Origin of the sequence: Alicyclobacillus sp. ALC3 (assembly GCF_028751195.1) — a bacterium.
GTDB lineage: Bacteria > Bacillota > Bacilli > Alicyclobacillales > Alicyclobacillaceae > Alicyclobacillus_L.
Genome location: NZ_CP066784.1, coordinates 2,301,624 through 2,319,062, shown reverse-complemented (window position 1 = coordinate 2,319,062; position 17,439 = coordinate 2,301,624). Strand labels below are relative to the sequence as shown.

Genomic DNA, 17,439 nt, shown 5'->3' with positions numbered 1-17,439 from the left:
CTCGAGACGGCACTGTTGAACAGGTCAACAGTCTACTATGGCAGCAATCGCAGGTTCGTCACATTTGTCTTCGCCGTGGTCTCCTGTACCAGCTTGTAGCGCCCGCTGCCGAGCGGCTTGAGGTTCCAGTGCAAGTAGGTCAAGGTTCCGCCAGGAATGCTTTTGACGGCTGCAATGGCCTTGTCGACAGTTGTGTACACCTTTCCGTCAGGGGTCACGTACATTATGAACACACCGTTGTGAGCGGTAGTACCTCCTTCAAGGAAGGCAATACATCCACTTGCTCCGGGGGATGAGGTCACTTTGGTCGCGATGCGTATACCGAAGGGTGTGCCATTTTTCGGCGGATTCAGCAAGGCCTTTCGGTATTCTGCCTCTGTCTTGTAAAAAATAATGGGCTTCGGATTCTTTTGAAAGAACTCTTTGCGGTTACTGACATGCACCAGATACAATGGCGTCTGACTCGTTACAGTCCGCTTGGTTTTGCCGTTGTGGACACCGACAACCCAACTCCCGTTTGTTTGCTTATAGTACAGGGCACCAACGCAAGTTCCCGCTTGAATGGCCATGTAGAGTTCCCCCTCATCTGTGTGCGATACATCTTGGTTTAGTCAATGCGAGGGGAATCCCGGTTGTACGAGCCATTCGACTAAAGAATTTCTGCACCGCAGGAAACAGGGCGTGTGCGCACGTGATAGGGTGGGCGGATTGAGGGGGCAGTTCCCCTTTGCCTGTAAGCGTAGTCGTCTTGTATACTGTAACGGTCTCGCTCATTCACTACATGCGCCCGTCGCCAAGCGGATAAGGCACAAGTTTCCTAAACTTGCACGCGCAGGTTCGATTCCTGCCGGGCGCGCCAGTTCATCTCCATGCGTCTCTGATGAGACGTTTCTGTTCAGCTTTTAGGCTGCTCAGAAACGCCTCATCTTTTCATTGACATGCGACTAAGCGGGAAGCATAATGAGTTGTCGGAAATGAACTGAATACAGTGAGTCCTCGTTAGGCGAGGCGTCTATGTGAACACAAGCCACTACCCGGAAACGTCGAAAGACGCCAATGGGTCAACAGGTATTGCCGGATTAAGGCTTTACCTAACGTGGCTGAGTGAAAACTCTACGTTGCATAGTGCTAAAGCTCAACCAGGGGGATGCACGAAACATCTTTGTTTTGATGCGCAAAACCAATCCCCCGAGCTGCGGCCGGGGGATTTTTATCTTTGCTTCTTTGAAGGAGGTGGTAGGTGTGGACGCAGGCCCTAGTCATCAGTCGCAGCAGCTGAATTACTCGGTTTTGAACATGTACTGTGGGGAACTCTGTCCCTCCTATCACGTCTTCAAGGAGGCTAACAATGATGCGTGGAAATGCAGCGGTTCAAGATCTGGCTGTTCTCGACAGCCAGCATGTTGGTGACATCGAAGGGGCATTTGGCACCGTACGCGTGTCCGACCATGCCCTTCGCAAGGGTTGGAAAACACGGATTTTGACTTTGCTCGCCATCATGGGTCCGGGACTCATCGTGATGGTTGGAGATAATGACGCCGGCGGCGTTGCAACCTATGCTCAGGCGGGACAAAACTTCGGAACCAGCCTGCTCTGGGTATTGCTCTTGCTCGTCCCCGTTCTGATTGTCAATCAGGAAATGGTGGTGCGCCTTGGGCTAATGACGGGAGTGGGTCACGCGCGCCTGATTTTTGAGCGGTTCGGCAAGTTTTGGGGAGCTTTCTCGGTCGGTGACCTGTTCGTCCTGAACGTGCTGACCATCGTGACCGAATTTATTGGAATTCGCATGGCACTCAGTCACTTCGGTGTGAGTCCGTTCATCTCGGTGGCGGTTGCGGCCGCTGTGCTGATTGGCATCACGGTGACCGGCAGTTTCAAGCGCTGGGAGCGGTTTATGTACGTGCTGGTCATCACAAACTTCCTTGTGATCCCGCTCGTGATGATGGCCCATCCCGCCGCCGGCCCGATTGTCACAGGTTTTCTGCAGCCCGGTGTACGCGGCGGCTTTACGTCAAACGCACTCCTTCTCATCATCGGCATGGTCGGCACAACGGTGGCACCGTGGCAGTTGTTCTTCCAACAATCGAACGTGATCGACAAGCGACTGACGCCGCGGTGGATGGCGTACGAGCGGGCTGATACGGTCATCGGCTCAGTCGTTGTTGTGCTTGGTGCGACGGCGATCATTGCGACCACAGCCTTTGCGTTCCAGGGCAGCAATTTGGCTGGGCAATTCGTGAACGCCGGGACGGTTATGACGGGTTTGTCTCAACACGTCAGTGTCTTGGCGGGGGACTTGTTTGCCATCATTTTGTTGAACGCCTCGTTGATTGGGGCGGCCGCAGTCACACTGTCGACTTCGTATGCGTTCGGAGATGTGGTTGGGACCAAACACTCGCTGCACCGCTCTGTGAAGGATGGCTTGGGCTTTTACCTCGTGTATGGGGCTGTCATCCTGTTTTCGGCTGGCGTTGTCGTGATTCCGCACGCTCCACTTGGGCTCATCACGACCGGCGTCCAGGCTTTGGCAGGCATTCTGCTGCCGAGCGCAACCGTATTTCTGCTGCTTTTGTGCAACGACAAGGCCGTGTTAGGGCCTTGGGTGAATCGCCCGTGGCTAAATGTCATTGGCAGCGTCATCGTGGGCGTGCTCGTCGTCCTCTCGCTGATTCTCGCGGTCGCGACGTTCTTCCCGAATGTGAACGTTCAGGTGCTGGCTCTCATTTCCGCTAGTTTGTTCCTGGCGGGTCTATTGGTGACAGGCGCACTGTGGATGCGGCGCCGCCCGGCAGCCAAAGTGGTTCAATCGCAGGCAGACCGTGACACATGGAGAATGCCGCCGCTTTCCAAACTGCCGAAAGCGGTTTGGTCACCCACTCAGAAGGTGGCCATGGCCACGCTACGTGGGTATTTGGTGATTGCTGTGGTGATGCTCGTCGTAAAAATCGTTCAGCTGTCGATGGGGGCTTGAACGGTTTGACCCGATGCCAGAGATGGCCCCACAAAGGCTCCAAGCGGGAAACGGCACCTACACGGTGCCGTTTTCGCGCAGACGTGCAATCACCGAACGAAGCCAATCGTGATCGGCTTTGAGGTGAACTAAGTCGTGTTCGATCGCAAAGTCGACGCCGAGACCGTAGCCGTGGCGAGGCGCAGTTTCATACAGTCCTATCTGCACGGACAACTGCCCAAGCCGCTCCTCGAGAAGGGTGACGGACTCTTCGGACGGCAAGTGATCGATGAACATCATGCCGATGTCACTGGAGAAGTTCATTTTGTCCGACTGCGACAGATTGGCTCGGAGCAACTCAAAAAAGCGACTCACGCCTCGCGGCGTAATCGAGTACACCTTGCGCGTCGGGCGATTCCCTTCTTGCTCCAACTTCACATCCACACATCCACTCTCGCCGAGACGGTCCAACGTCGCGTAGGCAGTGGGTTTTTTCATGTCCGTGATGCGGCTGAGGTTCTTCTCTATAAATTCGTTGATCTGGTATCCATGCTGGCTTTGCGCCATCAGCATACCTAGGATGAGCAACGCGCGATTGTCCATAGTTGTACTCCTTCGCAGACCTTCGTTACGTATATTATAGTCATTGTTGACTATATTGGTCAAAGAGGCTACAATCGAGCCGGATAGTCATAGGTGACTATTGGCCAAGAAGTGTCGCTTGTCCCCGTGCGTTTGTGATATGTACGACCAGCTCATTTTCGACAGAGGAGGATGTCCAATGTTTATCGCAGCCAATAGCATTGATGTTCCGAAAGAGCACAGCGGCCGGATGCTTGAGAGGTTCCGCAGCAACGCGCCAGACCTCAAACAGTTTGAAGGATTCCTCGGGTTTGAAATGTGGGTCGAAGAGTCAGGAAAACTGTTAGCCGTATCGAAGTGGGAGTCCCGCGAACACTTTGAGAAATACATCCACAGTGAGTCGTTCCGCAGTCACCATGGTGGTCAAAATCCGGAGCAGACGCAACAATCTCACGGACAGGCTCAAGTCACCCTTTACGACGCCGAAGTGATGGCCTAAGCAATGCTACGGAGAGCCCCTGTGAAGGGGCTCTTTTCACGATTGAACTTGCAGAGTGAAGGAAAGGAACATCAGGTCGCTGGAGTGCGGCAAAGCGTGCGCGTCCTGCACGGCAAAGTGCTCAGAGAGTATGCCCTTGAGCGTGTCCATCTCAAAAAAGGAGAAAAACCGCTTCGGTTCGTATGTGTCGTCGTCCCAAACACCCTCCGAGTTTTGTCCCCCATATACGCCCATGTAAAACAACCCGCCTGGCCGAAGTACACGGCGAAGCTCTGTCAGGACTTCGGGCAGTTCGGCCTTGCGCACGTGCAGAAGACAGTTCAGGGCCCAGACGGCGTCAAAGGAATCGTCAGGAAATGACAAGTGAGAGAAGTCCATCACCTCTGCTCGCAGGCCCTTCGTTTTGCACAGGTCCACCATGTTCGGGGAGAGGTCTACGCTCGTCACGTCCAGCCCGTTCTCCTGAAAAAACAGCGAGTCGTGCCCCGGTCCAGCTCCAATCTCGAGCAGTCTTGTCAATCCCGAACTGCGGATAGAGGCGAGGAAAGCATCGCGCTCGCTTACCTTCCAGTCCTGCCTCGACGACGCGTTGCGCTCTGCGGCTTGTCGGTTGTACGCCGTAATCAGGTCTCTCTTGAATTCGTTTGCAGGGTTTTCGATTTCAGCCGCTCCTCCCCGGATCAGTCTAATCTAATAAATTAGTATACAATAAAGTAAATCCGTGGGCGCGAACGGGGCATAGCCAAACATGACTTCTATCAAGCTGATTACGTCACACCTGATTGATGAATGTCTCCGGCATATTGAGGAGTCAGAGACAATCTATCTCCTAATCTCCTTTACTATGATATCTGGTGTGGACCTGATTGAGTCTGCGCTACGAGAAGCCGCTCACCGCGGTGCTGACATTAAATTTTTGACAGGAGACTACTTGTTTGTCACGCAGCCCGAGGCACTCGCCGACCTGATTGCCATCCACCCGGGCATAGAGGTGCGCCTCTGGAAAAGCGCAGGCGTCTCCTTCCATCCGAAGGCTTACATATTTCGCAAAGCAATCGGCGACGACGCCGTCATCGTCGGGTCATCCAACCTGTCGAGGTCAGCCTTAACAACTGGTGTCGAATGGAACTTAGCTGTTGCAGCACCGGACGGTGACATACCAGTGAATGAGGCTGAAGTTCGTTTTTTGAAGATGTTTTACTCAGAGAGTACTGTATCGGTCAACGCTGTGACCATTGCCGCGTACGAAGAGGAGTACGAATTATACCACAGCCAGCATATGAACCTGGCCAAGGCGTGGTCCGAGGCCGAAGAGTTGGCCACAATGTTCGAGGATGTCTCTACGACTGAGCAGGACGCCGATGCAGTGCACGACGCAAAGCTGGATTATCCGGATGCTATCGAACTTCGTCCTGCGCAGGAAGAGGCGCTGGCGGAATTGGCATCCACACGCGATGAGGGGTACGACAAGGCGCTTGTGGTCATGGCGACCGGCCTTGGGAAAACGTTCTTGGCCGCACTCTTCGCCAAGGACTTTCGGCGGGTCCTGTTCATTGCGCACCGAGAAGAAATACTGGTGCAGGCGCAGCGCGCATTTGCGCGAATTCTGCCGGAGAGGCGTGGCGGTTTATTCACCGGTACAGAGAAAAAATCCGATGGCGATATTGTGTTCGCCTCGGTCATGACGCTCGCGCGTAAGCATCACAGAACCCAATTTCCTCCGGATCACTTTGACCTCATTGTGGTCGATGAGTTTCACCATGCAGCCGCCACGAGCTACCAAGCTGTGATCGATTGGTTTCAGCCGGACTTTTTACTTGGCATCACGGCGACACCCGACAGGACAGATGCCCGTGATGTGTACGCGATTTGCGACGGGAACGTAGCCTATCGAATGGATTTTGTCGAGGCGATACAGCGCCGGTGGCTTTCGCCGTTTCACTATATCGGTGTATACGACGAGACGGATTATAGCCGAATCCGCTGGTTAGGATCGCGATATGACGAACAAGAGCTGCTGGCCGTGCAAACTCGAGAGTCCATGGCGACATTGGCCTACAGCGCTTGGCAGACTCACAAGCAGACCCGAGCTATCGCGTTCTGTTCGTCTGTGGTCCAAGCGCAGTTTTTGCAGCGGTTCTTCCAGTCGCGCGGTGTGAGTTGCGTCTGTTTGCACGGCGGTTCGTCAGCGCGTGAGAGGGCAGAGGCGATTCAGAAGCTCAACAGTGGGGATTTGGAACTCATCTTCACAGTGGATCTGTTCAATGAGGGCGTGGACATCCCAGCAGTAGATACTCTACTGTTTGTGCGGCCGACGGAGTCGCTGACTGTGTTCACTCAACAGGTCGGGCGCGGACTGCGGATTCACGAGGGTAAGACGCACTGCGCCATCATTGACCTTATCGGCAACTACCGTAACGCTGACATCAAGCTGGGCTTGTTCGACGCTGCGCAAGTGCGTGAGGATGTTCGGAGCGTGCGGACCATCCGCATTCCGCCAAGTGTGCCTGATGAATGTTCGATTGACCTCGACCTACGGGTCATCGATCTCATTCGCGTCATGCGGTCGAAGCGGCACCCAAGAAAGGACCTCCTGCGTGAGGGTTATCTTTCCGTCAAACGGGACCTCGGCCGCAGACCCACTTATCTCGAGATGCACCTGCACGGCAGTACGGACAGCAAAGCGATCAAACAGGAATACGGGGGATACTTTCCGTTTCTCAGTGCGATTGGAGAGTTAGGTGAAAGAGAAGAAGACGTCCTTCGGGACTTCGACGACTGGTTTCGGGAAGTCGAGTCTACACGCATGACGAAGAGTTACAAGATGGTCTTGTTGCACGCTATGCTGGAACGCGGGGAACAGGATTGGCCGAAGCCAATCTCCCCGGGGGAGGTGGCCCCGTTCTTCCACGCCTATTACGTGGAGAAGGAGTATCGTCGGCGGACCGACTTTAACGATCGGGAGACGCAAAACTTGATTCAGTATGATCAAGGTAAGGTAGCCAATCTCATCGCTGAGATGCCTATGACCAAGTGGTCGGGGTCGTCAAAGGGGATTGCGAGGTTTAGTGGAACGGAGTTCTGGTTTGAACTCGACCGCGAGGACCTCAACACCGATTTGTTTAAGTGGACAAGGGAGATATGTTTGTACCGGCTGCACGTCTATTTTGAGCGGAAGAGACAGGCTAAGAGTTGAGGCATATGACGTAGTTGCGTGAGCCACAAAAATTAGTAGGAAGGTCTCCTTGGTTGTTCATGATATGTTTACGATGGCGAAATATCTCGAAAAAAGTTGGTTCCTCGACTCCGTAGCAAGGTGACTACGTACTAAGGCCGGATCTAGACGCAGAAGCTTGTCAATAAGATCCGTCCGTGACAACAGGTGTAGTTTGTATATGTAGTCATGTTGGCGACATGCGGCGAAACTGATCGAAAACAAACTCCTTAAGCGGTGTCGCGTCGACAGCTTCCCTAACGCCTTTCTGTATCGGATCTTACCACGAAGATAACGGTCTAAATTAGCCCATACACTATCTTCTACTGCAACCCGTTTGTAGCTTTCGGTAACGCCAAAATAGATTTTTCTTTTGAGCCGGACGGGTCTTCCACGTATAATTTTCACATTCGTCCTAAAGGCGCTTTTTTTATAGGTAATGTACTTTAGTTGTTCGAACAGGACAGCGTAGTTCCCTGTGTTGTCAAACGCCTTGAAGATGGCATCTATCCGATCCTTCAGTTTCGCGACCTTGCTGTCAGCGATCGAGACATGGAGCCTACCTCCACTCGAAGAGAACTTATACCCAAGGTATTCAACAGGTGTCACATCATCGCGGTTGCTCTGAAACGTAAGGTACTGCGCCTTATCATTGTTGATCGACAACCTGTGAGACGCGAAAATTGAATTGATACACTGTTTAAATTGTTCGGTCTCCGAAGGGAGAAAATTGCCATTTATTAGTATGAATATGTCGTCCACATATCTAAAGTATGAATTAATCCTGGGATGGGACAGTCTCAGTGAGTCATCTAAGCTCTCTAGAAAGATTTCCGATAGGACATTGGAAATTGAGAGCCCTTGGGGGATTCCACATGTTCGGTCCCTACGAATAATCTGCTTAACCAGGAGATACTCCTCATAGTCTAGTAATGCACTTCTTCGCAACTTGTGTAGGAGTAAGTGGTGAGGTATAGACTCGAAGTAGTCCTTGATGTCGAGTCTGACGATGAAATAAGGCATATTTATCCTTAGTTTACCGATTATTTCATCAATTATATCGGGACGATTTCCGTATTTTACCCTGTATTTACCTCGGATTCTATCCTTCAAAATATCCAAAATTATTCTATCTCTAATAGTTGGGACAAACACACGCCGTCCGTTAGACAATTTCAGTGTCTTGAGTCTAGAGAATCCGTATGTGCCATTTTGAACCTTACGGATTACGATGGCGAAATGTTCCCCTCGACTCACTTCAAACTTTGCGGGGGTTACGCGGTCAAGTCCCGTTCTAAGTCGTGGGACGAGAGAACTGTAGTAGTTCTCCAGTAGTTCTTCATCCAAATACGACACGCTTATCACCTCAAAAGGCACCACCGGGGACTGGCAAACTGGCGGTTGTGTAATATCGGATCTGCGGAAAACCTAGCAGATCCAATGCTAGAATGCAATATTCCAGGATAAAGAAGGGGTTACTACCAGCCCCCAATGTTTCCATGTATAATTGTAACATCCGTGAAGGTGAGATGATACGTTTGAGGGTTGATTCAAAGGTATTTCTATTAAAGGATACTCTGCCAAGCGAGATTCCGATCATTTATTCAAACAAGGCACTTTGCGATTTCATCAAATGTGGGATCAAGATAGATAAAGGTACGGGATTTGATTCACTTGAGCTTAAGTCAAAGACATTGTCTCCGAGCGTTCCGTATCAGTTTTCGGTTTGGAAGAACGAAAAGTCAATGCGTGGGTTGTCTCTGTTGCACCCGCTCGCTCAATTACAAATGCAGAAATTTATCGATACGCACTCCGACGACTTACTTGGCTACTATCGGAACTACAACGTTTTTTCGATTCGGCACCCAGTTGCTATTCAACGGGATTCTGTAAAGTCAAATGACGAGAAAGTGCATGATGAACTTATGTTCTGGCTAAATGAAGAGAAGGAGTATAAGAACAATGACGCAGATTACGTTGTGGAAGGATATTTTGAAATCAGCAGGTTTTCAAAGATAACAAGTTTCTATAGATCGAGGTATTTTAGACGCCTAGAGTCTAAATACTCATTTCTGCACAGAATCGACATTCAGAACTGCTTTGATCATCTCTATACACATAGCATCGATTGGGCGTATGTAGGTGATAAAGATGTTGCCAAGGAGCTTCAAAAGTACGATGAACGCGTATCCTCTCTCCTCGACAAGGTTATGCAAATGTCAAATTACAGGGAGACCAATGGTATAGTAGTCGGCCCAGAGTTTTCACGTTGGGTGGCTGAGATAGTATTAATGCGTGTAGATGTCACCGTTTTAAAAGATCTGGAAAGACAGGGGCTTATCCAAAAACATCACTATGAAGTCGCCCGGTACGTCGACGACATCTTTATTTTCGGAATTGACGAGTCAACATGCCACAAAGTTCGGCTAGAGTACGAGAGGGTACTCCGTCTGTTTAAGATGGAGCTGAACGAGTCGAAAATTCAACTGGAGAAAAGGCCCTTCCTAAGAGCACGGTCATGGGTTCCAAGTGTAAGAGCTGTAGTCCGCGAGTTCTTTGGTAGTCTGAATGATTTACTGGCCCGTTTACGCGGCGCTGAGGTGGCAAACAAGAACTGGCAGTACAAGCTGCTATCTAGGTTGCACAGTGGATTTATTGAATCTTTAAGAGGATTCATTATATCTCACGGTGATCAGACTGATCATATTGTCTCCTATGTTTACAGTTCTTTCCGAACGAGATTCGAGGAAGTTTTTTCGATCATGCAAAAATGCGACCGAAACATCCAACTTTATCTGTTATCTGCTCTCGTCGACCTTCTTCATTCAACCTTGTCTTACTCTATTACCGCTCAACACGTCATAGATTATGTTCGTTTCATGACGAAGTTATACAAGTACGCAGCAACTCAGGATATGCAACACGTTTTAAACCTGATCTATAAAAAGTCTTACGAGTTGCTAAAATACAATTCGCATTACAATCAAGAATTATTGAACCTGTTGATCTTCATGAGGCGTTTCAAGAAGGATTTGCCGGAGGAGGTCCTCCTTTCGTACACGAAGGTGGACGACGGATATTTTACCCTCTCTTGTCTAGCATTTTATATTAGTTCTTATGATAGGGTGTATCGGTACAAGGCAGTTCGTGAATTGATTAATGGTCGCATATACCAGTTGGCGTGCGCAGTGGTGGAAAAGTATCTGGATGGGAAGCCCAGTGAAAAGGAGGCCTACAAAAACGGTAGGGATTTCTTGCTTAGTGTTCATTTCTATCCTCTGCACGATTTCTTCGGCCACCGGATCCTCACAACGGCGACACAGCACAAGCTTGATGAAATTAAACAGTGGCTAAATCTCGTCCGCTGGCCAACCGATAAAGATAAACTTCTAATGCTGTTCATCGAATACGCCAAGGAATTTGACAAGCCGTTTATGCAGTTCTCGCTCACCGATAACGATATAGAACCTCTGATCGTCAGACGGTCTGGGTACACTAAGTTCGGTGTTTATGAATAATGTTACTATATGGTGTGTTGTAATTTCTCTTGATTACCATGTGCGTTACGGAGATTGCAACGTGGCTGGGAAAGAAAATACCAATCCGGAAGCATCAGAGAAGGTCAAATGTCGATGGCCACGGCAGTGTAATCCCCACATCAAGACGTTTCGACTAGATACAACCCACATTATGGAATATAGAGAATTTTTAGGTGTGTTATCAGGCGTGCTGATTAGGTCCAAGAGCGAGCGTTCTTACCCCACCACCACCTGATTTGCCTGTCTCATCATAGCCGCAGGCATTGGTTTCTGTAACCGCCACGTGATGTTCATCGGGCGTGACCCAGTGTGTTGGACGTAGTTTGCAAGCCCAACGTATGTATACGGTGTCGTACCGGACGCATCTGACTTGTACTCGCGCACAAACAGGGCGACCCGGTTGCCAGTCGACCGGTGGTGGATATACCGCTGACCTGTCGGCGAATCGGCGGGCGTGGTGCTCTGTGACTGCCAGTGAAACAGCACGTCGTTGATGGCGTAGTCTTGGTACATTGTGGTCGGGGAGTAGTCCTTGTCCGATTTGTTCAGGGTAATAAACAGCAAGTCGAGCTTCTTGTCCTCGAGATACTTCACGCCTTCTCGCATTGCAGGCATCCTATCTTCCGCATAGAACCCAAGCGCGGCAAGTACCTGATCGCGCGAATACGTGCAGTGCAGGTCGAGAACATTGTCAAAGCCGAGATTGACAGGTTCGTCGACAAAGTCGATGTGCTCGAGATTGTAGTGAAGAATGTCACAGATCTCGCCGCACAGGACGGGGTTATTGAGCACTGTGTCCACACTCTCCGCCAACGACGAGAACCCACACTGTACGACGGATTTCTGCCACACCGTGTAGTGGAACATCAGCAGCATCTGGTACTCGGGTTCACTCCAGGTGCCCGGAGGCGGGTCCAATCTACGGTCAAGGACACCTAGCAAAAACGCAAGCCACCGCCGCGAGTTGACGGCTGCAATCCGCGGCAGAGCTTTGGCGAGCGTAGATTCGTCGGGATCTGAAAATGAGTCACGCACGCCCGCTTGCACACAGAGCCGGGCGAAACTAGGTGCGTTCTGACCACGGTACAAGTCACGCATCGTCAAGTGGTAGTAATCGGCGAAATTCGCGACAGTCAGGTCACGACCTGAATCCTCTGCGAACGCCGCAATTCTACTGACAAGGCCTCTCCTCGTGCTGATGGCTGTGCGAATGTTGTCGAGGATGTACTCCTTGGCCTGTCTTTCCAGTTGAATGAAGCAGCCGCGCGGCGTGTTTAGGAAGCCGTCTTGGACTTCCTTCTGCACGGACCGGCGCGTGTTTCGCAGCAGTGCGGCGAGCTTCTCCTCAAATCGGTAGCTCTGGTGCGATTGACCGATAAAGTCGAGAACCGTTAGGCATTCCTTCTTATTGGAAAGGCGTAGGCCACGGCCAAGCTGTTGCATGAAAACGGTCAAACTCTCCGTCGGACGCAAGAAAAGGATGGTGTTGACTTCCGGGATGTCAACACCTTCGTTGTATAGGTCCACCACGAAAATAAATCGCAGTTCGCCGCTGGTCAGGCGTCGCTTGGCATCGCGGCGCTCTTCTCCGGAGGACTGGCCGTGGAGGGCAATCGACGGGATAGCGTGCTGATTCATGAAGGCCGCCATAAAGCTGGCGTGATGGACGGAGACGCAGAAGCCAAGCCCAATGACTTGGTCGACATCGGTGACGTAACGGCGCAGCGACCGAACGACGAGGTCCGCACGTTGGCGGTTGTCAGTGTAGAGGTTGCTTAACTCCGCTGTATCATAGCTGCCACGACGCCAATGCAAGGTGCGCAGGTCAACAGTGTCGGTTACGCCGAAATACTGGAACGATGAGAGCAGGCCGCGGTCAATTGCTTCCGGCAGCCGAATCTCAGCAGCGATGCGGTGGTCGAAGTACGCAGTAACGTCTTGACCATCGAGGCGCTCTGGTGTGGCGGTCAGACCGAGCAGGACGGCGGGTTGATAGTAATTTAATAGATCCCGATAGCTATTCGCCGCTGTGTGGTGGAACTCGTCGACGACGATGAAGTCATAGTAGTCTGGCGTAGTTGCCTGTAGAAGGCTCCGAGAGTTGAGAGTCTGAATCGACACGAACAGGTGGTCGAGGTTCGATGGTTCATATCCGCCGACAAACAGGTCGCCGAAGTTCGGGTCGCGCAGGATGCCGCGGAAACAATCGAGACTCTGCCTGAGAATCTCCTCTCGGTGCGCGACGAATAGCAGCCGCTTTGGTCGCATGCGACCATCAGTGTCCGTGCAGAAGCGCTTGTAGTCGAACGCCGAGATCACGGTCTTCCCCGTCCCAGTCGCCGCCACGATGAGGTTGCGAAGATGGCCGTGGATGCGTCGCTCAGCATCGAGTTTGTCGAGGATTTCCTGTTGGTATTGATAGGGGCGGATGTCGAACGCAAACGACGTATCGCTACCTGCCCCCTTGTATTGCTCGGCGCGAAGGGCTGCGACAAACGTTGCACGCTCGTCGGCGTGATACGCTTGAAATCCGTAGTCGTGCCAGTAACCGTCGAAGGTTGCCGTGATCTTCTGAAACGTCGTCGGCAGGTCCTTCGCCGCCACCTTCACATTCCACTCGAGGCCGTCCATCAGGGCAGCTTTTGAGACGTTGGATGACCCGACATAGGCGGTGGAAAAGCCGCTCTTCCGATGGAAAATGTACGCTTTGGCGTGCAGGCGGGTCTGGTGTGTGTCGTAGGAGACACGGATGTCGGTGTTTGGCAACTCCCGCAGCTCGTCGATTGCCTTGATGTCGGTTGCGCCCATGTATGAAGTGGTAATGATGCGCAAGCGTCCCGTCTGTGTGAACTCTCGCAACTCGTCCATCAGGAGGCGCAGCCCGCTCCACCTGATGAAAGAGACGAGCATGTCGATGCGGTCGCTCGTCGTGATTTCCTTCTTGAGTTCCGCCATCATGCTCGGTTCATGTGGTGCACCTGTGAAGAGCGACGTCTCTGCAATAGACGTCTCCGGGCGGGGGATGTGGTTCGTTTGGGCACGACGACTGACACCAAGTGCAGTATTGCGCTTGTCTAGCAGTGCCAACAGCAGTTCGGCGTCGGGCGCGATGGTGTAGTCGTCCTGTATGTAGGCTTGTCCGGTCTCGCGGGCGAGCAAAGCAATCAGTTGGTTGCAGATGGCGATGCGCCGTTGCAGGGCGTCCTGTGTAGGCAAAGCGCGTAGGCCAGCTTCGATGACGTCGGTCATGTAGTGCGCGAGCGTGGTCGCGGACTCGGCGTCGTCAAGGTAGTCGCGTTGTATGTGGAAGTCGCGGTCATCCAGTTCGCTCAGTGCATTCGCGATGAGACGGTTGATGACCTGTTCGTAGAGTCCTGTCGGGAGCAATGGCGCGTGTCTCCTTTGGCCAACGTATGCGGCTATGCGGTATCATACTCTATTCTAGCATAGACAATTTGGACAATTGACGGCTTGCTAGGATGCCCCTTGGGGCATAAGTGCGTGCTATAATCATTGCAGTTTTAAAGCGACACAGAAGAAATAGGGGGAGCTCTGTCTGCATGGCAAACCGCGACATGGAAGCGCGAGACCGTGAAGAGGAACTCCGGGATAGACTGTCCTCAGTGGGGCAGATCGCGGCCGGCATCGCGCACGAGATTCGCAATCCGCTGACTACAGTGCTGGGATTCCTGACACTTCTCAGAGAAGAACATGAATATCAACATTGGGACGTCGTATTCTCTGAGTTGAACCAGGCTCTGGTGACTGTCCAGAGCCTGTTGGCGGTGTCCAAACCTGCCTTGGATTCAGAAGCAGCGACCGACTTTCCGTTGTGTGTTGAAGTGGAGAACGTATTAGCCCTCTTTCAACACAATACATACGAAATTCAGTTTGAAAAGAAGTGGAGTGATCGAGCCGCACGGATTCGCGGGAAACGCAATCAGATTAAGCAGGCACTGTTTAATTTGATCAAGAACGCGAGTGAAGCAATCGAAGGTTCGGGTACGGTCACCATTGAACACTACCGGACGGGCGACACAGTCGTGTTATCCATCAGAGACACTGGGGTCGGAATTGCAGAACAAGACCTTCAGCGCCTTGGCACGCCCTTTTTCACGACGAAGACCACAGGTACTGGCATGGGACTGACACAGGTGTATTCGGTGCTGCATGAGAACCAGGCAACGGTGCAGGTCAGCAGCAAGCTCGGGGAAGGTACCACGTTTACGATCCGTTTCCCGATATCTCCGATACATCAGGGTGAGGATGGAGGTACGACACACGTGACTGATGTTGTACTGCAACATGCCGATGACATTCGGGATTTTTTTCGCATTAACCAAAAGCGGTTTGCTGAGCTGTTGGAACAACAGGCGCCTGCAACGTTTCAGGTTGTTGCGAAATCCAAATTTGTCACCAAACAGGACCTGCTCAATCACGCACGGCAAATCACTGAGTTGATCCACGAGGACCTCACACAGGATATCGTCGAGTTCGCGCAGGAGCGCGGCACCGCTTGGGCAAAGTCGGATATCCCGATCATTTCGAAAATGGAGTGGTTCTACGCACTGCGCAAGGTGATTTGGATGTTCCTTGAAAGGTACTACGAGCCCAAGAACGTTGACGCTGCGAGTGTGTTTGCGATTGCAGACCGAACATCTGAGGCACTCGATACTTTCATTATTCATTTCAACGTGAGTTTTACGAAATACCGAGAAGAAGTGCTGAACACGCAAAAGGCGATGATAGAGCAGTTAACGGTGCCAGTCATCCCGTTGTTGGACGGGATTGGCGTGCTCCCAATTGTCGGCACGTTGGACAATGCTCGGTTGCAGTTGATCGAGGGACGCCTTCTGGAGCAACTGCACTCCAGCGGTATGAGGAAGATTTTCATTGATCTATCTGGCACGTTCACAGCGGATGACCTTGACATGGGCAAATTGGACAGAATCTTGTTGGGTGCCACGCTGCTTGGTTGCGAGGCTGTATTCACTGGTATGAATGCGCAGACGGCAAGACGGCTGCTGCATTCAGACTGTGAATTGGCGAAGCGGATTAAGGTCGAGGCAACCTTGCAGCAAGCGCTGCAGAACGCGCTCCACGGCAAGGCTCCGGTGATTGGAATGCAAGTGTAAACGTCTCTTCCATCCAATACGGTGCGACAAAAATTTGCCACGGAGTCACAGACATCATCAGGGCTATGGAAGAATCATTCATTCAGCCCATGCTGGTCATTTTACCACGCAACGTAGTAAAATGCGGTCAGGTGGTGACGCGTATGGAAAGAGAGAGCCTCCGCGAGCAAGTACTGTTTATTCTTCAGGAGAGCGGTTCATCCGGACTCGCAGAAGTGTGTGGCGCTCTGCGCGAACAGCGCCAAATTTCCATGAGCGCTGTGCAGACGGTACTCAATCGTCTGGTTGACCAAGGAATCGCAGTCCGCACCGGAACAAGACGGCACTACTTATATGAAGTCAAACCAACGGAAGAGTCGGCGCGCCAGCGAGCTGCAAAGGCTGCCATTGATTTGCTGTCGCAGTCCGGTGACGTGGGACTCGCACACTTTGTGGACACCATCGAGCGCATCAAGCCGGAGACGATCGAAAAGCTTGAGCGACTGCTCGAACAGCGTCGCGCGAAGAAGGAGCGCGAACATGAACAACAGCCGTAGTGTCGAGCGGATGGAGGTCCGGTCAGATAGTCTGCCACAGGTACGAGCCTGCCCGAAGCAGGTGCAAAGGTTCGCGTCACTGCGGTCCCTCTGCATGCTGCTGCGAGGTTATACATATTCGTTGTTGGGTCTAGCCGTAGCATTGGCGACGGCGGGGGCGACAGGGTTTGTGCTTGTCAGTTCGATTCGTCATTTACTGTGGCTGCGCATGATGCCGACAAAATCCGGAGGTTTCGTGGAACTGTGGCTGTGGGCAATCACCGTCCTCAGTGCTGGTGCTGCGATGGTGTTCTGGTACCGGCTTGTCCGTGCGGTCGTCCGCTGGCAGCAGCGCCAACGAAGCATTGACGAGCTTCTGCGTCCACAACTAAAGGACCTCTCCGAAAGGTTGTCGGTACCTGGCGCTATATCGCCGCTCGCACGGTGGTATGTGTTGCAGGACGGCCGGTCTGCAGCTTTCACTTGTGGACTGTTGCGCCCCGCCGTCGTGCTCTCGACGGGCCTGCTTCAGACGCTTGACGAGCAAGCTTTGGTGGCCGTTATGCACCATGAAGCGGCACATGCAAAATCGTATGATCCGCTGCAGCAGTCCTTGCTGTGGGTTCTTCGCGACGCTCTCGGACCGCTTGGGATGGACGCGCTCTACAGTCGCTATCTCATTCGGCGGGAGATTCTGGCGGATGAAGCTGCTCTGGCGGCTTTTGGCGGAGACGATGCACCCCTGTTGTCTGCCCTGTTGTCCACTGCTACCGGACCGGGTTACCCGGAGGTGGAAACTTGGTCTGCGGGACTAACTGGGTTGGTGGAGGCGCGCGTTGAGTTTTTGGAAACAGGACGTGCGCCTCAGCTGTTCGATACGTCAATGCGCAATCGGCTGTTGACAAGTGCGCTGGCTGTGGCTTTGACGATGATTCAAGCCTTAGTTATTTGGTGCCACTGACGCAATCTCCGCATTGTGTTTTGACCGCGCGTCGCGGGCAGCCT

Annotated in this window: 12 protein-coding genes, 1 tRNA gene and 1 riboswitch; of the genes, 8 read left to right on the top strand and 5 right to left on the bottom strand. The window is 52.2% G+C overall.

Annotation, left to right across the window (positions count from 1 at the left end; all coding sequences use genetic code 11):
- Nucleotides 1-35: 35 nt before the first annotated feature.
- Complete coding sequence (locus tag JC200_RS10965; protein WP_274436289.1) at nucleotides 36-569, bottom strand: hypothetical protein; 534 nt, start codon at nucleotides 567-569, stop codon at nucleotides 36-38.
- Between the two features lie 214 nt (nucleotides 570-783).
- Between JC200_RS10965 and JC200_RS10960 the strand changes: the two genes are divergently transcribed.
- A tRNA-Arg gene (locus tag JC200_RS10960) sits at nucleotides 784-859 on the top strand.
- 129 nt (nucleotides 860-988) lie between these two features.
- A riboswitch (M-box (ykoK) riboswitch) is annotated at nucleotides 989-1,153 on the top strand.
- Nucleotides 1,154-1,348: 195 nt separating this feature from the next.
- On the top strand, nucleotides 1,349-2,971 hold the full coding sequence (locus JC200_RS10955) for an NRAMP family divalent metal transporter (RefSeq protein WP_274436288.1): 1,623 nt from the start codon (nucleotides 1,349-1,351) through the stop codon (nucleotides 2,969-2,971).
- Between the two features lie 57 nt (nucleotides 2,972-3,028).
- Here the strand turns inward: JC200_RS10955 and JC200_RS10950 are convergent, their stop codons facing one another.
- The gene (locus JC200_RS10950) at nucleotides 3,029-3,553 is read right to left on the bottom strand and encodes a PadR family transcriptional regulator (protein ID WP_274436287.1); all 525 of its coding nucleotides are present in this window, start codon (nucleotides 3,551-3,553) and stop codon (nucleotides 3,029-3,031) included.
- A 178-nt stretch (nucleotides 3,554-3,731) separates the two neighbouring features.
- On the opposite strand from JC200_RS10950, the gene JC200_RS10945 reads away from it, so the two are divergent.
- Nucleotides 3,732-4,031, top strand: coding sequence for an antibiotic biosynthesis monooxygenase family protein (locus tag JC200_RS10945; protein ID WP_274436286.1), 300 nt, complete (start codon nucleotides 3,732-3,734; stop codon nucleotides 4,029-4,031).
- 36 nt (nucleotides 4,032-4,067) lie between these two features.
- Here JC200_RS10945 and JC200_RS10940 read toward each other — a convergent pair whose 3' ends face one another.
- Nucleotides 4,068-4,655 carry a class I SAM-dependent methyltransferase gene (locus tag JC200_RS10940; RefSeq protein WP_274436524.1) on the bottom strand — a complete coding sequence of 196 codons (588 nt, stop codon included), beginning with the start codon at nucleotides 4,653-4,655 and terminating at the stop codon, nucleotides 4,068-4,070.
- Between the two features lie 124 nt (nucleotides 4,656-4,779).
- Between JC200_RS10940 and JC200_RS10935 the strand changes: the two genes are divergently transcribed.
- Complete coding sequence (locus tag JC200_RS10935) at nucleotides 4,780-7,227, top strand: DEAD/DEAH box helicase family protein (protein WP_274436285.1); 2,448 nt, start codon at nucleotides 4,780-4,782, stop codon at nucleotides 7,225-7,227.
- Nucleotides 7,228-7,284: 57 nt separating this feature from the next.
- Here the strand turns inward: JC200_RS10935 and drt3a are convergent, their stop codons facing one another.
- On the bottom strand, nucleotides 7,285-8,502 hold the full coding sequence (gene drt3a / locus JC200_RS24455; protein ID WP_443111909.1) for an antiviral reverse transcriptase Drt3a: 1,218 nt from the start codon (nucleotides 8,500-8,502) through the stop codon (nucleotides 7,285-7,287).
- 653 nt (nucleotides 8,503-9,155) lie between these two features.
- Between drt3a and JC200_RS10930 the strand changes: the two genes are divergently transcribed.
- Entirely contained in the window at nucleotides 9,156-10,763 is a 1,608-nt protein-coding gene (locus tag JC200_RS10930) for an RNA-directed DNA polymerase (RefSeq protein ID WP_274436284.1), read from the top strand.
- A gap of 237 nt (nucleotides 10,764-11,000) precedes the next feature.
- Here the strand turns inward: JC200_RS10930 and JC200_RS10925 are convergent, their stop codons facing one another.
- Nucleotides 11,001-14,171 carry a DEAD/DEAH box helicase gene (locus JC200_RS10925; protein ID WP_274436283.1) on the bottom strand — a complete coding sequence of 1,057 codons (3,171 nt, stop codon included), beginning with the start codon at nucleotides 14,169-14,171 and terminating at the stop codon, nucleotides 11,001-11,003.
- A gap of 173 nt (nucleotides 14,172-14,344) precedes the next feature.
- On the opposite strand from JC200_RS10925, the gene JC200_RS10920 reads away from it, so the two are divergent.
- The 3 genes from JC200_RS10920 to JC200_RS10910 all read left to right on the top strand — a co-directional run bounded on the left by JC200_RS10920 (nucleotide 14,345) and on the right by JC200_RS10910 (nucleotide 17,395).
- Nucleotides 14,345-15,919, top strand: a complete 1,575-nt coding sequence (locus JC200_RS10920) for an ATP-binding protein (protein ID WP_274436282.1) — start codon at nucleotides 14,345-14,347, stop codon at nucleotides 15,917-15,919.
- Nucleotides 15,920-16,062: 143 nt separating this feature from the next.
- On the top strand, nucleotides 16,063-16,455 hold the full coding sequence (locus JC200_RS10915; RefSeq protein ID WP_274436281.1) for a BlaI/MecI/CopY family transcriptional regulator: 393 nt from the start codon (nucleotides 16,063-16,065) through the stop codon (nucleotides 16,453-16,455).
- On the top strand, nucleotides 16,439-17,395 hold the full coding sequence (locus JC200_RS10910; RefSeq protein WP_274436280.1) for a M56 family metallopeptidase: 957 nt from the start codon (nucleotides 16,439-16,441) through the stop codon (nucleotides 17,393-17,395). Before JC200_RS10915 ends, JC200_RS10910 begins: the two co-directional genes overlap by 17 nt.
- The last annotated feature ends 44 nt before the right edge of the window (nucleotides 17,396-17,439 follow it).